The 14182-nt window shown below is 68.4% G+C and carries 14 protein-coding genes; 6 read left to right on the top strand and 8 right to left on the bottom strand.

Annotated elements, in window-relative coordinates; all coding sequences use genetic code 11:
• Positions 1 to 8: 8 nt before the first annotated feature.
• Positions 9 to 1568 carry a glutamine-hydrolyzing GMP synthase gene (gene guaA, locus K3G64_RS03365; RefSeq protein ID WP_238888983.1) on the top strand — a complete coding sequence of 520 codons (1560 nt, stop codon included), beginning with the start codon at positions 9 to 11 and terminating at the stop codon, positions 1566 to 1568.
• Here guaA and K3G64_RS03360 read toward each other — a convergent pair whose 3' ends face one another.
• From K3G64_RS03360 to K3G64_RS03340, 5 genes are read right to left on the bottom strand one after another with little or no spacing between them, the layout of a single operon-like run.
• A complete protein-coding gene (locus K3G64_RS03360; RefSeq protein WP_238888982.1) occupies positions 1569 to 2492 on the bottom strand; it encodes a MerR family transcriptional regulator in 924 nt (307 codons plus the stop codon).
• Positions 2470 to 3993, bottom strand: a complete 1524-nt coding sequence (locus K3G64_RS03355; RefSeq protein ID WP_238888981.1) for a flavin-containing monooxygenase — start codon at positions 3991 to 3993, stop codon at positions 2470 to 2472. The genes K3G64_RS03360 and K3G64_RS03355 overlap by 23 nt, the downstream gene beginning before the upstream one ends.
• Positions 3994 to 3995: 2 nt before the next feature.
• Complete coding sequence (locus K3G64_RS03350; RefSeq protein WP_238888980.1) at positions 3996 to 4916, bottom strand: ferritin-like domain-containing protein; 921 nt, start codon at positions 4914 to 4916, stop codon at positions 3996 to 3998.
• Positions 4917 to 4927: 11 nt separating this feature from the next.
• Entirely contained in the window at positions 4928 to 5749 is an 822-nt protein-coding gene (locus K3G64_RS03345) for an SDR family NAD(P)-dependent oxidoreductase (protein WP_238888979.1), read from the bottom strand.
• Positions 5750 to 5753: 4 nt separating this feature from the next.
• A complete protein-coding gene (locus K3G64_RS03340) occupies positions 5754 to 5912 on the bottom strand; it encodes a hypothetical protein (RefSeq protein WP_238888977.1) in 159 nt (52 codons plus the stop codon).
• Positions 5913 to 6089: 177 nt separating this feature from the next.
• On the opposite strand from K3G64_RS03340, the gene K3G64_RS03335 reads away from it, so the two are divergent.
• Genes K3G64_RS03335 through K3G64_RS03325 form a run of 3 tightly spaced genes read left to right on the top strand, consistent with a single transcriptional unit; the run spans position 6090 to position 8687 of the window.
• Positions 6090 to 6773 (top strand): hypothetical protein, encoded by a 684-nt coding sequence (locus K3G64_RS03335; protein WP_238888975.1) that lies wholly within the window; start codon positions 6090 to 6092, stop codon positions 6771 to 6773.
• Between the two features lie 60 nt (positions 6774 to 6833).
• Positions 6834 to 8417: a DNA polymerase Y family protein gene (locus K3G64_RS03330; RefSeq protein ID WP_238888973.1), complete on the top strand. Its 1584-nt coding sequence runs from the start codon at positions 6834 to 6836 to the stop codon at positions 8415 to 8417.
• A gap of 39 nt (positions 8418 to 8456) precedes the next feature.
• Complete coding sequence (locus K3G64_RS03325) at positions 8457 to 8687, top strand: DUF6480 family protein (protein ID WP_238888971.1); 231 nt, start codon at positions 8457 to 8459, stop codon at positions 8685 to 8687.
• 25 nt (positions 8688 to 8712) lie between these two features.
• Here the strand turns inward: K3G64_RS03325 and K3G64_RS03320 are convergent, their stop codons facing one another.
• Both K3G64_RS03320 and K3G64_RS03315 read right to left on the bottom strand, forming a co-directional pair.
• Entirely contained in the window at positions 8713 to 9750 is a 1038-nt protein-coding gene (locus K3G64_RS03320; protein ID WP_305071272.1) for a nucleoside hydrolase, read from the bottom strand.
• A 14-nt stretch (positions 9751 to 9764) separates the two neighbouring features.
• A complete protein-coding gene (locus K3G64_RS03315; protein ID WP_238888970.1) occupies positions 9765 to 11768 on the bottom strand; it encodes an SDR family oxidoreductase in 2004 nt (667 codons plus the stop codon).
• Positions 11769 to 11847: 79 nt separating this feature from the next.
• Here K3G64_RS03315 and K3G64_RS03310 point away from each other — a divergent pair, with 79 nt between their 5' ends.
• On the top strand, positions 11848 to 12717 hold the full coding sequence (locus tag K3G64_RS03310; protein ID WP_238888968.1) for a MaoC/PaaZ C-terminal domain-containing protein: 870 nt from the start codon (positions 11848 to 11850) through the stop codon (positions 12715 to 12717).
• Between the two features lie 33 nt (positions 12718 to 12750).
• On the opposite strand, the gene K3G64_RS03305 is transcribed toward K3G64_RS03310, so the two are convergent.
• Entirely contained in the window at positions 12751 to 12927 is a 177-nt protein-coding gene (locus K3G64_RS03305; protein WP_238888966.1) for a CsbD family protein, read from the bottom strand.
• A 256-nt stretch (positions 12928 to 13183) separates the two neighbouring features.
• Between K3G64_RS03305 and K3G64_RS03300 the strand changes: the two genes are divergently transcribed.
• The gene (locus K3G64_RS03300; protein WP_238888965.1) at positions 13184 to 14071 is read left to right on the top strand and encodes a universal stress protein; all 888 of its coding nucleotides are present in this window, start codon (positions 13184 to 13186) and stop codon (positions 14069 to 14071) included.
• The last annotated feature ends 111 nt before the right edge of the window (positions 14072 to 14182 follow it).

The following is a 14182-nucleotide window of genomic DNA, read 5'->3' as shown; positions in this document are numbered from 1 at the left end:
CTGTCCGGGTGACGACAGCATCTCCGCGGCCGGTGTTGGTGGTCGACTTCGGTGCGCAGTACGCCCAGCTGATCGCCCGGCGGGTCCGCGAGGCGCGGGTGTTCTCCGAGGTCATCCCGCACACGGCCAGCGTCGAGGAGATCAAGGCCCGCGATCCGCAGGCGATCGTGCTGTCGGGCGGCCCGGCCAGCGTGTACGCCGACGGCGCCCCGCAGCTCAACCCCGAACTGTTCGACCTCGATGTACCGGTGTTCGGCATCTGCTACGGGTTCCAGGCGATGGCACAGGCACTGGGCGGGACGGTGGCTCACACCGGCACCAGCGAGTACGGTCGCACGGAACTCAAAGTCGCTGGCGGCGAACTGCATTCGGATCTTCCCGGCACACAGCCGGTGTGGATGAGCCACGGCGACGCGGTCACCGAGGCGCCCGCCGGTTTCGAGGTGGTGGCCACGAGTTCGGGTGCGCCGGTCGCGGCGTTCGAGAACCGCAGCAGGCGACTGGCCGGTGTGCAGTACCACCCGGAGGTGATGCACAGCCCGCACGGCCAGCAGGTGCTGAGCCGGTTCTTGCACGAATTCGCCGGCATCGACGCGACGTGGACGCCGGCCAACATCGCTGACGCGCTCGTCGAGCGGGTACGCGAGCAGATCGGCGACGGCCGGGCGATCTGCGGACTGTCGGGCGGCGTCGATTCCGCCGTCGCCGCGGCGCTGGTGCAGCGGGCTATCGGGGACCGGCTGACGTGTGTGTTCGTCGACCACGGCCTGCTGCGGGCCGGGGAGCGCGCGCAGGTCCAGCGCGACTTCGTGGCGGCCACCAAGGCGAACCTGGTCACCGTGGATGTCGCCGACCGGTTCCTCGAGGCGCTGTCGGGGGTCACCAACCCCGAGGGCAAGCGCAAGATCATCGGCAGGGAATTCATCAGGGCGTTCGAGGGCGCGGTGCGCGACATCGTCACCGACGGCGCCGGCGAGGTGGACTTCCTGGTGCAGGGAACGCTGTACCCCGACGTGGTGGAGTCCGGCGGTGGCTCCGGTACGGCAAACATCAAGAGCCACCACAACGTCGGCGGGCTGCCCGGCGACCTGAAGTTCAAGCTCGTCGAGCCACTGCGGTTGCTGTTCAAGGACGAGGTGCGTGCGGTGGGTCGCGAACTCGGTCTGCCCGAGGAAATCGTTGCGCGCCAACCATTCCCGGGTCCGGGCTTGGGCATACGAATTGTCGGCGAGGTCACCGCGGGCCGACTGGACACGTTGCGGCGCGCCGATGCGATCGCGCGCGAGGAACTCACCGCGGCGGGGCTGGACAACCAGATCTGGCAGTGCCCGGTGGTGCTGCTCGCCGACATCCGCTCGGTCGGTGTGCAGGGCGACGGCCGGACCTACGGCCATCCGATCGTGCTGCGGCCGGTGTCCAGTGAGGACGCGATGACCGCCGACTGGACGCGCGTGCCCTACGACGTGCTGGAGCGCATCTCGACGCGGATCACCAACGAGGTGCCCGAGGTGAACCGGGTGGTGCTCGATGTCACCAGCAAGCCGCCCGGCACCATCGAATGGGAGTGACTACTCCTGCGGTTCCTTGTCGATGAGGTCGCCGAGGATCTGACCGACCGCCGACTCGATGGTCGACTCGATCGAGAACGCCAGCGTCGCCGACACCGCCGCCACCGCTGTGGTCCGGAAGCGCACCAGCATCGTGATCAGTTCGGCGATCTCGGTGTCCGGCGGGAGGGCGGCGCCGGGGTTGATGCGGTGCAGCACCTCCTCGATGCCGGCCTGCACCAGCAGGCCGCCGATCTGGTCGACCAGCGGCGCGATCTGAACGTGCAGGTCGATCAGCCTGTCGATGGCCACGTCGTACTGGCGGATGTCGTTGAACGCCTCGATGAGCTTCGGTCGGATGACGACCGCCTCGCCGTCTTCGAGCTTGATCAGGCCGAGGCCGACCATGCGATCGAAGCCGGCGTCGTCGTCGACCAGTCGCCTGGCGTCGGCGACCCGCATCCGTTCGGGTTTCTCGGTGGCCCACGTGCCGGCGATGGCGGATTCGAGGCCGAGCATGTCGCCGACTCCCTTGCCCTGCTCCCAGGCCGACAGCATCTCGTGGACGTGAGCGATGTTGTAGCCCCGGTCGAGCAGCGAGGTGATCATCCGCAGCCGGGTCAGATGGGTGTCGTTGAACAGCGCGATCCGGCCCACCCGCAGCGGCGGGTGCAGTAAGCCGCGGTCGCGGTACACCCGGATGTTGCGGGTGGTGGTGCCGGCCAGGCGGGCCAGTTCGTCGATGCGGTACTCGCCCGATTCCTCGATACCGTGTGGTTGTACCGCGGCGTCGAACAATTGCGATACGGCTGTCTCGACGATGTCGCGCGACCCCCGCCGCACCCGGTTGGGGGCACGGCGGAGTCCATTGAGGACCGCCGAGATCGGTCCCGCCTGCGGGCGCGGCTGCCGGGCTGTCACATCAGGCCGACGTCGTGACCGCATCGAATGCGTCGACTGCGACAGCGACGTAGTCGGATTTCCGGAAGTCCCGCATCTGTCGAAGATACTGCGTCGCGAAGCCCGGGAACATCGATGCGTTGAAACCGTCGGCGGTGAGATACCAGCTGCTGCATCCCGACATCCACGTCGTCCTGGCGAGGCGCTTCTGGATGCGTTCGTTGTAGCGTTGCTGGACTTCGCTGCGGACGTCGAGGTAGCGCAGCCGACCGCCCAGGATGGTCGTGATCGCCCGCACCGTGTAGTCGAGCTGGCCCTCGACGTAGACCAGAAGTGAGTTGTGCCCCGGACCGGAGTTCGGTCCCGTCATGAAGAACAGGTTGGGGTAGCCGTGGGCGTTGACGCTCTTGTAGGCCTGCGCGCCCGAGGCCCATTCCTCGCTCAGCGAGCGGCCGCCGATCCCGGTGACCGGATACGGCGGCCCGGTCAGGTGCACGTCGTATCCCGTTGCGAAGACGATGCAGTCGAGGTGATGCTCGATGCCGTCGCTGGTGCGGATGCCGACCGGGCTCACCGTGGCGATGGGCCAGTCGATGAGCTTGCAGTTGTCGCGCTGCAGCGCAGGGTAGTAGTCGTTGGACATCAGCATCCGCTTACAGCCCGGCGTGAAGTCCGGCGTCAGCTGGCGTCGCAGCCACGGGTCCTTGACCTGGGCACGCAGATGCGCCTTGGCCAGTCGCGCCACCACACCGGACAGCGGAGTGTCCCACACCAGCGCCGTGGCGGTGATCTCATGGCCCCAGAACAACGCCTGTCGCGCGATCTGTTGCACTGCAGGAACTTTCGCGAACACCGCTTGCGCAGCCGGTGGAGTCGGAATATCCAGGCGAGGCAGCACCCAGCCCGGTGTCCGCTGGAACACCTTGACGAACGCTGCCCGATTGACGAGCTCCGGCACGATTTGCACTGCGCTGGCGCCGGTTCCGATGACCGCCACCCGTTTGCCGGCGAAGTCGTAGTCGTGATCCCAGTCCGCGCTGTGGATCTTGTGACCGCGATAGGTGTCGAGCCCGCGGATTGCCGGCCAGGTGTGATCGGCCAAGGGCCCCGATGCCAGCACGACCGTACGGGCTCGAAGCGTACGGGAACGTCTGCCCTTGACTTCCACCGTCCAGAAACCGTGCGGCTCGTCGAAGTGCAGGCCGATGACGTCGGTGCGGAACCGGATGAAGCGTCGTAGGCCGAAGTCGTCGACCATGTCCTCGATGTGGTGGCGGATTTCCTCACCGGGGGCGTAGGAGCGGGACCAGTTCGGGTTCCTGACGAACGAGAACGAGTACAACAGCGACGGGATGTCGCACGCCGCACCGGGATAGGTGTTGTCGCGCCAGGTGCCGCCGACCCGGTCGCTGCGCTCGAGGATGACGAGGTCGTCGACTCCGGCCTCGATGAGTTTGATCGCGGCGCCGATGCCGGTGAAGCCGGCGCCGACGATGAGCGTGTCGTGGATGTGGTTCCCGCGTACGCGGGCAGTGGAGTCCGCCACGGTCAGGCCGCCGGCTCGTGGGTGACCTCTTTGACCCAACTGGGCACCGACGGCAGCAGCGGACGTGGATAGCGGTCCGAGAGCCACACCATCGAGTTGGCCAGCAGGTGATATGGATGGCGTGGGTTGGTGACCACCGCGGCGTAGCGCCTCAGCAGTAGGTAGGTCGGCACCCGCCGGGTGTGTTCACCGCGGTCGCCGAGTTCCTTGAACCGCTTCACCGCCCGGTACAGCCGCTCCGGTTCCATGCCCATCGCGACGATCTCGTTGCGGATGCGGTTGATCAGCGGTGCACCCATGATCGCGCCGATGATGAGCCCCGGTGTGGCGTTGTGCCCGACGAAGTCGATGAGCAACCGCCTGATCCTGGCGTGACCGATCATGTCGAGCACCTCGAAGTCGACCACGAGGTGTCGTGATTCGTCGTTGTTGATCTTCTCGAAGACCTGATGGCACACCGGGTCGTGCACCTCGTCGAGCAGGAACTTCAGCAGCGCGCCGTCGAGCGCCACCTCCAGCATCGGAATCACCGTGCCGAGCAGGGACAGTGGCATGTCGTCGGCCCAGCGGTCCAGCCAGTCGATGGCCAGGCGGATGTTGACGTTCGGTTCGGGCACCTCGCCGTCTTCGAGCATGCCCCAGCGCTTCATCAGGGCGAGTTCGGCATTGGCGTGTCGCTGCTCCTCGGCGTGGAAGTAGCGGTAGATCTCCGCGATCGTCGGCGTCGGCGCCTTCTTGGCCAGTGCGGCGAACCCGCGGGCGCCGATGTTCTCGATCCAACACAGGTCCGCCATGAACGCCTTGAGCTGCGGACGCTGTTCGTCGGTGATCTGTTCGGCGCCCGGTGCGTCCCAGTCGATGTCGGCCAGTGCCCACTGCCGGTCCTTGATCTTGGCCAGCATCGCATCCATGTCGATCGCCATCTCAATTCTCCTTACGTGGTGACGCGGGTGGTCAGGCCGATGGCGCGGGTGTACACCGTCGGGGTGAAACGCTTGATGCCCCAGCCGATCCGCGCGTCGGGCTGCGGCATGCAGTACAGGCCGCCGCGGTCGTGGGTGTCCAGGCACGTACGGACGACTCGCTCGGGGGAGAAGCCGGTCCAGCGCATCAGCCGGTCGGCCAGTTGGCCGGATTGGTCCGAGATGCGGCCCGCCGCGACGATATTGGTCTTGACGAATGTCGGGCACAGGACGGTGACGTTGACCCCGGTGCCGCTCAGCTCGGCGGCCAGCGTCTCCGACAGCGACAGCACACCGGCCTTGCTGACGTTGTAGGCCGCCATGCCGGGCGCCGCACCGAACGCCGCGGCGGAGGCGACGTTGATGATGCCGCCGTAGTTCCCGTCCCGCAGGATCGGCGCGAAGACGTGGCAGCCGTGGATCGAACCCCACAGATTGACGTCGAGCACCCAGCGCCAGTCGTCGATGCCGGTCTCGCCGACCGGCGAGCCGCCTGCGCCGACTCCGGCGTTGTTGATCACGAGAGTGGGAGGACCGTCGAACCAGTTGCGTGCCTCGTCGGCCAGTCGCTGCACGTCCTCGAGTTTCGCGACGTCACACCGCAGCGACAGCGCTTCTCCGCCTGCGGCTTTGATCGCCTCTGCGGTGGCGCGTGCCGACACCTCGTCGACGTCGCTGCACACCACCCGGCCGCTGCGGCGCGCGAGTTCTTCGGCGAACGCGGCGCCGATCCCACTGCCGGCACCGGTGATGACGGCGTCTGCGTTGCGGCTGCGCTTGCGTCCGAAGATCATGGCATCACCCGGCGATCTGGTCGAGGTCGCTGTCGCGGAGCGACTGCGAGATGAAGTGGGGAAGGGCGGCGCTGATCTGGCGCAGGGTCAGGTTGCTGATCGCTGCCGCGCCGCGGGCGCGCAACGAGCCACGCGACGGCAGAGCGGGCTCTTCGTTGAGCACTGTCGCAGTACAGCATTCAATGGTGACATTTGTCAATGTCATCAATTGTCGATGGCGCGGCGGATCGAGTTCTTCGAACCGCCGCGTGCTTGACGGTGTCGGTGCGTGGGTGTTTACTCGGTATATCGAACATACATTCGAACAACCACTGAGTCAGATGATGCAGGAGGTGCTGCTGTGACAGCGGCGATGAACCTCGATCAGCGCCAGCTTACCCGCGCTGAGCAGGTGGAACACCTGCGTCGGAAAATGGCGGCGGTATCCGGAAAGGTGGGCGGAGGACGGCGCGGTGCGGCACCGTCGAACGATCCGCTTCCCGTCTCGGAGAATTTGCTGCCGATGCCCGAAGCGCTGACCGGAATCCTTCCGGGGCCGTTGCCACGCGGAACCGTGGCGGTGGTGTCGGGCGCCCGGTCGCTGCTACTGAGCATGGTGGCGGCGGTAACGGCCGACGGCGGGCACGCCGCGGTCGTCGGACAGCCTCATATCGGCCTGCTGGCGGCCGTGGAGATGGGCGCCGATCTGAGCCGCATCGCGGTCATCCCCGAACCCGGTGCCGATCCGGTCGAGGTGGCGGCGGTGCTCATGGACGGTATGGACCTGGTCGTGCTCGGTCTGGGCGGACGCACGGTGCCGGCCACCCGCGCGCGGGCGGTGGTGGCCAGGGCCAGGCAGAAGGGATGCGCCCTGCTGGTCACCGATGGCGACTGGCAGGGGGCGGCCGCCCGGTTGGAGGCCCGGGTGTGCGGTTATGACATCGCCGGACACGGACGTCCCGGGTTCGGGCGGATCAGCCGGGTGCGGCTGGCCATGCGGGCACGGGGGCGGGCCGTCGGCTCCGCGCGTGCGGTGGGCGGATGAGTGTCTCCCCCTACCCTTCGGGCGGGTGGTACCCCCACGCGTGTTCTCGCCATCTGGTGCATGGACTGGCCCGCGGTGGCCGCGGCGGCCGCGGCGGGGCTGCCGTCGACGGCCCCGATCGCGGTGACACTGGCCAACCGGGTCATCGCCTGTTCGGCGGCGGCCAGGTCGGCGGGTGTGCGCCGGGGGGTGCGCCGTCGCGAGGCGCAGGCCAGGTGTCCGGAACTGCATGTGGTGTCCGCCGACCCGGCGCGCGATGCCCGCCACTTCGAAGACGTGACCCTCGCGGTGGACGAACTGGTGCCGCGGGCAGAGGTGCTGAGGCCGGGCCTGCTGGTGTTGCCGGTGCGCGGAGCGGCCCGCTACTTCGGGTCCGAGCAGGCCGCCGCTGAACGTCTGGTCGACGCGGTGGCCGCGGCCGGGGCCGAATGTCAGGTCGGCATCGCCGACCAGTTGCCCACCGCGGTCTTCGCCGCGCGGGCGGGGCGGATCGTCGAACCCGGGCAGGACGCCCGCTTTCTGGCGGCACTGTCGATCCGACAGCTGGCCACCGAGCCCAGCCTGGCCGCTCCCGGTCGGGAGGATCTGGCTGACCTGTTGTGGCGCATGGGGATTCGAAACATAGGACAGTTCGCCGCGTTGTCGCGCAGCGATGTCGCCTCCCGGTTCGGGGCCGATGCGGTGGCCGCGCACCAGTTCGCCCGCGGCGAGGCGACCCGGGGCCCGTCGGGCCGCGACCCCGATCCGGAACTCGACGCCGTCATGGACTGTGACCCGCCGATCGACCGGGTGGACGCCGCGGCGTTCGCCGGGCGGTCACTGGCCTCCGACCTGCACCAAAGCCTGGCCGCGACCGGTGTGGGATGTACCCGCCTGGCCATTCACGCCATCACCGCCAACGGTGAGGAACTGGAACGGGTTTGGCGCTGTGCCGAACCGCTGACCGAGGACGCCACCGCAGACCGGGTGCGCTGGCAACTCGACGGCTGGCTCAACAGGCGTAACCCCGGTGACCGGCCCACCGCGCCCGTGACGGTGATCCGGTTGCGTCCGGTGGAGCTGGTCTCGGCCGAGGCGCTGCAGCTGCCGCTGTGGGGCGGCGTCGGTGAAGAAGACCGGTTGCGGGCGCGTCGTGCGCTGGTGCGGGTGCAGGGTCTGCTCGGACCGGAAGCGGTGCAGGTGCCGGTGCTCAGCGGGGGGCGCGGCCCCGCCGAACGCATCACGCTGACGCCGCTGGGCGATGAGCCGGTGCCGCGGGCCGACCCGCGTCAGCCATGGCCCGGCCAGTTGCCCGACCCGTCGCCGACCGTGCTGCTCGACGATCCGGTCGAGTTGTTCGACGCCGACGGCCGACCGGTGCGGGTGACCGCGCGCGGCATGTTCTCCGCCGACCCGGCCCGCCTGGCCGGGCCGGCCACGGTCACCGGCGAGGGCAGGTCGGAGGGTGAATCGGCGGGCACATTGAGATGGTGGGCAGGGCCGTGGCCGGTCGACGAGCGGTGGTGGGATCCCGAGCAGGCTTCCCCTCGTCGTATGGCCGGGCGGACCGCACGGGCGCAGGTGCTGCTCGACGGTGAGCGGGGCAAAGCCCTGTTGCTGTGCTATCGGCAGAGGAGGTGGTATGTCGAGGGGATCTACGAGTAACCCTGCATAGTCGTCCGGTCTCTGGGTATGGGGTCTCCGATGACCGCCATACCTCCCGACCCCGACCCCGCCGAGACCACCGGCCTGGAGCCCGGTGGTGGAGTGCCGCCCGGGTCGACACCGCCCGACTCCTCATCGACGGCGGGCGTGGGTGCCGTCGAACCCCGGCCCCGAAGCCGGATCACGCCGACGGCGGTCGTGAGCCTCGTCGCCATCGCGATCATCGTGCTGCTCTTCCTGTCGGCCGTCGTATGGGTGTTCGTCAGCTGACACCCGGTCGGTGCCGCAGCCGAACTCAGCCCAGCCGCTGCGCGAACGTGCCCACCCGATCGATGAAGCGGTCGAAGAACGTTTCGGGATCGACCTGGACGCCGACGAGCGCGTTCGGTTCGCGACCCCATCGGTGGCTCCAGTCGGCGATCGTCATGCCGCGGGTCAGCGTGCCGGTCAGTTCCACGTCGACCGTGGTGGGCCGGCACTCGACGAGCCCGGGATCCAGCGCCACCGCCGCGGCCAGCGGGTCGTGCAGGTGGGCGAGGTAACCCTCGCCCTGATCGAAGTGAAATTCGAAGTAGAACCGCAACGCGTCCTCGAGGGCCGCGATCAGCGGATTGGACGCCGTCGACGGGGTGCCACGGTCGTCGGCGACGCTCATGGACGTCGACGTCGAGCCGGCCCCGACGGCGAGCCGGTGCAACAGGCCCGGCGTCATCGCGATGTGCTCGGTAAGGTTGAGCCCCAACACGATCGGCAGATGCCCAGGGCGCTCCCCACGCCACGCGGCCGACCACCCGGCGAAGACCTCGGAGGCGGCCTCGGGATCGACGCTGACGTTCCACTCGGCCACCGGGGTGGTGTTGCCGCGGTAGTCGAACGCGCCGCCCATGATCACCAACCGCCGCAGCATCGCCGGTAATTCCGGCTCGCGTCGCATCGCCAACGCCAGGTTGGTGAGGGGACCGACGGCCACCCCGATCAGCTCGCCGGAATGCCGGCGTGCCGTGCGCACCCACGCCTCGGCGGCGTCGTAGGGGGTGAGTCGTCGGTCACTCGCCGGCAGCCGTGCGTACCCGACACCCTCGGGCCCGTGCGTGTCCTCCGCGGTGCGCAACGGCGAACTGACCGGCTGCTCAGCGCCTTTCGACACCGGCACGTCCGTCATCCGGCACAGCTCGAGCAGGCCGAGGTTGTTGTGGCAAACCTGTTGCACCGGAACATTACCCGCTGTGGATGCGATTCCGACGACTTCGGCCTCCGCGCTGGCGAACAGGTACGCCAGCGCCATCGCATCGTCGACGCCGGTGTCGACGTCGGCCAACACAGGCAGCGTCACCCGGCCAACGATAGTTACCAGTGCACGCCGGGTACCAACCGCACGGCGGCCTTGACGGGCCGGGGCACCCGCAGCGGCACCGCTGCTGGCCGGGAGCGACGCCTCGGCCGCCGGGGTGTTCGCGGAGCGGGCTCGGTTGCGGTGCCGCGCGCCGCAGCCGAGTCGGGGTATCCCAGGTACAGCTGATGCAGCACCCGACGGGACAGTCGGGGAGTGAAGTACATCCCGACGTCGGCGAGCGTCCCCACCGGGGTGTCGATGCGCGCGGGTTTGTCGATCAACCCCCGAACCACCATGGCAGCCGCATGCTCGGCGCTGATCGGCGGCATGGGATTGAGCCGGCGGGACGGGTCGATCATCGGCGTCTTCACCAGCGGCATATGGATGTTCGTGAAGGTGATGTGGTCGGAGAGGGTCTCGGTGCCGACCACTTCGGCGAAGGCGTCCAACGCAGCCTTGGTGGGCACGTAGGCGCTGTACTTGGGGCTGCTTGCCTGCACGCCGGCACTCGAGACGTTCACGACGTGACCGAACCTGCGCTCGCGCCAGTGGGGCAGCAGCGCCAGCACCATGCGAACCGCTCCGAAGTAGTTGACCGCCATCACCCGTTCGTAGTCGTGCAACCGATCGGTCGAGGCGGCCACCGAGCGCCGGATCGACCGACCGGCGTTGTTGACCAGATAGTCCACGTGGCCGAATCGGCCGAGGATGTCCTTGACGGTGTGCTCGACGGATGCCGTGTCGGTGACGTCACAGGTGAAGGCATGCGCCTGACCGCCCGCCGCACGGATCTCGCCGACCAGTTCGTCGAGCGCACCGGCGTTGCGCGCCAACGCGAATACGCATCCACCGCGCTCGGCGACCGCTATCGCCGTCGCCCGTCCGATGCCGCTGGAGGCGCCGGTGATGACGACGTGCCGGCCGACCAGCGGCCCGGCGGGATCCTCGCGGCGCGCGCGGTCGGGGTCGAGGTTTTCGGCCCAGTACCGCCACAGCCGCGGGGCGTAGGAGGTGAACCTCGGTACCGAGATCCCGCTGTCGCGCAACGCTTCCCGAGTGCGCTCGGAGCTGAATGTCGGCGCCAGGTCCACGACGTCGAGTATCTCGCCGGGAACTCCCAGTTGGGTGGCCACCATGTTGCGCACCACCTTGGCGCGTCCGCTGGCATTCAGCAGGGGCTGTGCCGCCGCGCGCGGAAGCGAACCGACCAGCGGTGGTAGTCCGGCCGCCTTCGCCACGCCACGGTAGATGCCGGGGAGCCCAATGGTTTTCGGTGCGGTCAGGTGAAACGTCTGGCCGTCGCGGCCCGGCGCATGCATCAGCGCGACCGTCGCGTCGACGACGTAGTCGACCGGCACGATGTTGGTGCGCCCGCTGTCGGGCAGCGCCATCGGTGTGATCGACGGCAACTTGGCCAGCCTGGCCAGGATCGGGAAGAAGTAGTAGAGGCCGTCGACCTTGTCCATCTCGCCCGTGCGCGAGTCACCTACCACGACCGCGGGCCGGTAGATCCGGTACCGCAGGCCCGTCGCGGCGCGGACCAGTGACTCGGCTTCGAACTTGGTCCGATGATAGGGCGTCGGGAGACCCTGGCCGACGTCGAAGTCGTCCTCGGTGAACTCGCCGCGATGGTCGCCTGCGACCGCGATCGACGACACGTGGTGCAGCGTCGCGTCGATTCGGCGGGCTAGGTCGATCACCGCGCGGGTGCCCTCGACGTTGGCGGCGCGCTGCTCGGCATCCGATGCGGTGATGTCGTAGACGGCGCCGCAGTGCACGAGGTGGTCGACCTCGCCGAGATCGGCAGGCACGTCGGCGGGCAACCCGAGGTTCGGTGCGGCGAGGTCACCGACCAGCGGCTTCGCCCGAAGCCCCCAGTCCGCCGCCAGCCGCTCGAAGCGGGACAACGATTCCCGGCGCACCAGAACCAGCACCTCGTTGTCGGCGTTGCGCGCCAGGAGCTGCGACACCACCCGCCGGCCGATAAACCCGGTACCGCCGGTAACGACATAGCGCATGCGAGCCATCGTGGACCTCGTCGCGGTAAACGTCAATGGTGTGCAAGGGAGCGGTCGTCCGGCGGATATCGTGCGGGGTATGCCCCTCGACCCCAACGCCGTCGGCGCCAAGACCGAACCGCAACTGTTCACGTGGACCGACCGGGACAGCCTGCTCTACGCGCTCGGCGTCGGAGCCGGTGTCGACGATCTGGCGTTCACCACTGAGAACAGCCACGACATCCCGCAGCAGGTGCTGCCCACCTACGCGGTGATCGCGTGCCTGCCGTTCGCCGCCGCGGGCAAGATCGGCACGTTCAACTTCGCCATGCTGTTGCACGGGTCGCAGAGGATCCGCCTCTACGAACCGCTGCCGCCCGCCGGAAAGCTGAGCGTCGTCGCCGAGGTCGCCGACATCCAGGACAAGGGCGAGGGGAAGAACGCAATCGTCATGCTGAAGGCGACGGGAACGGATCCCGATTCGTCGAAGGTCGTCGCCGAGACCTTCACCACTGCGGTGATCCGTGGTGAGGGCGGCTTCGGAGGGCAACCCGGGCAGCGGCCTGCCGCGCCGGAGATCCCCGAGCGCGAACCCGATGCGCGGATCGCGTTGCCGACGCGCGAGGACCAGGCGCTGATCTACCGGCTCTCGGGCGACCGCAACCCGTTGCACAGCGATCCGTGGTTCGCCAGGGAGATGGCCGGCTTCCCCAAGCCGATCCTGCACGGGCTGTGCACCTACGGTGTCGCCGGCCGCGCACTGGTCGCCGAACTCGGTGGCGGCGACGCAACCAGAGTCAGCGCGATCGACGCCCGCTTCACCTCGCCGGTGTTTCCGGGCGAGACGCTGACCACGTCGATCTGGCGCACCGGATCCGGGACAGCGGTATTCCGCACCGAGGCCTCCGAACACGACGGCTCCAATTCGCGTCTGGTGCTCGAGGACGGTGCCGCCGAGTACCGCGACTGATCGCGTCGATCCGCCGGGGCAGACGGAGGACGGCTACCGCCGCTTGAAGGCGTCCTTGGCTTTCTCGCCGGCCCCCTTGAGGTCGGCCTTCGTCTGATCGCCCCGGCCCCGGTCCTCAATGGCCCGGTCACCGGTGAGCCGGCCGAACGCCGTCTTCATCCTGCCGAGCAGGCCTTGCGCCTGATTTCTCGCCTTGTCTGCACCGCTCATGGCACTTCTCCTTGTCGTCCGCACCGATGACGTTCAGCCGCCGGTCGGGATATCGGCCGTTGCTCGGGACTTCGGCCGAGTACCTCATCTGCCGATCCTCAAAACGTGCTGCCCCGGCGCCGTCGCCCCGCCGCCCGACAGGTGCGGCGCCGAAGAAGTGGCTCTGGCCTTCGGCGCAGCATTTGACGTGAACCGCCGTTATGCGAGGTCTCCGGTGACAGGATGAGCGCGGAGACGAAAGGGGCGGACTTCGACCATGAGAATCGTCGTTGGTTACCTGGCCACCCCCGGTGGCGCCGATGCGCTCGCTCTGGGCGTTCGGTTGGCGCGAACGCTCGGTGCGGAACTCGACCTGTGCATCGTCCTGCCGCCCGATCGGGTGATCCCGTCGCTCAAACCGGTCGGGAACTACGAGCAGCATCTGGTAGGCCAGGCCGAGGATTGGCTTGCGACGGCGCGGCTGTCCGTGCCCGAAGACGTCGTGGTGCGCAGTGATGTCCGGTTCGACGACTCGTCGGCCGACGGGCTGATCAAGGAAACGGCGCGAGTGGAGGGCGACCTGATAGTGGTCGGCGGGTCGGGCGGGGGCCTGGCGGGCAGTTACTCGCTCGGCTCGGTGGTCAACGAGCTGTTGCACTCGGCTCCAGTTCCGGTCGCGGTGGCGCCCAGAGGTATTCGCGACTCGGCGATCGATCGGGTCTGCGGGGTCACGTGCGCGATCGGAGAGCGTGAGGGGGCGGATCTGCTGTTGGACAAGGCCGTGCAGTTCAGCGCGGCGACCGGGACGCCGCTGCGGTTGGTGTCGTTGGTCGCGCTGGACCCTACTTTCGGGACGCTGCGCGGGGACGACGACGCAGTTCGCCGGCACGCGCTCGACCATGCCCGGCATACTTTGGACACCGCGAAAGCGAATCTGGCCGAGGGCTTCCCGGTGGAATCGATGATCGCCGAGGGCGCCAGCGTCGAGGAGGCGGTCGCCAAGCTGGACTGGAGCGACGGTGACCTCATCATGGTGGGGTCGAGCCGGTTGAGTGCACCGCGACGACTGTTCCTCGGCTCGACGGCGGCGAAGATGCTGCGGGTACTCGATATCCCGATGGTCGTGGTGCCGCGCGATCAGCTCAGCACTGAGGACCTGCCGTAGGGCGAATACCATGATGCACCGACATCTCCGGCGGCTGGCGCGCAAGTAATCCCCATCCGGCCGTTGATCCCCAGAGTGAGTCTGGGCGGCTTTCGGTGGGTGTGATGCTCG

The organism is Mycobacterium sp. IDR2000157661, from assembly GCF_022317005.1.
Taxonomy (GTDB): domain Bacteria; phylum Actinomycetota; class Actinomycetes; order Mycobacteriales; family Mycobacteriaceae; genus Mycobacterium.
Note: the sequence above shows the minus strand (reverse complement) of the source record. Positions and strands in the feature narration are given on the sequence as shown.

Coding starts and splice junctions, on each gene's coding strand:
- K3G64_RS03360 (WP_238888982.1), bottom strand. CDS start 2,492: ATGCGGTCACGACGTCGGCCTGATGTGACAGCCCGGCAGCCGCGCCCG.
- K3G64_RS03350 (WP_238888980.1), bottom strand. CDS start 4,916: ATGGCGATCGACATGGATGCGATGCTGGCCAAGATCAAGGACCGGCAG.
- K3G64_RS03345 (WP_238888979.1), bottom strand. CDS start 5,749: ATGATCTTCGGACGCAAGCGCAGCCGCAACGCAGACGCCGTCATCACC.
- K3G64_RS03330 (WP_238888973.1), top strand. CDS start 6,834: ATGGACTGGCCCGCGGTGGCCGCGGCGGCCGCGGCGGGGCTGCCGTCG.
- K3G64_RS03325 (WP_238888971.1), top strand. CDS start 8,457: ATGACCGCCATACCTCCCGACCCCGACCCCGCCGAGACCACCGGCCTG.
- K3G64_RS03315 (WP_238888970.1), bottom strand. CDS start 11,768: ATGCGCTATGTCGTTACCGGCGGTACCGGGTTTATCGGCCGGCGGGTG.
- K3G64_RS03310 (WP_238888968.1), top strand. CDS start 11,848: ATGCCCCTCGACCCCAACGCCGTCGGCGCCAAGACCGAACCGCAACTG.
- K3G64_RS03305 (WP_238888966.1), bottom strand. CDS start 12,927: ATGAGCGGTGCAGACAAGGCGAGAAATCAGGCGCAAGGCCTGCTCGGC.
- K3G64_RS03300 (WP_238888965.1), top strand. CDS start 13,184: ATGAGAATCGTCGTTGGTTACCTGGCCACCCCCGGTGGCGCCGATGCG.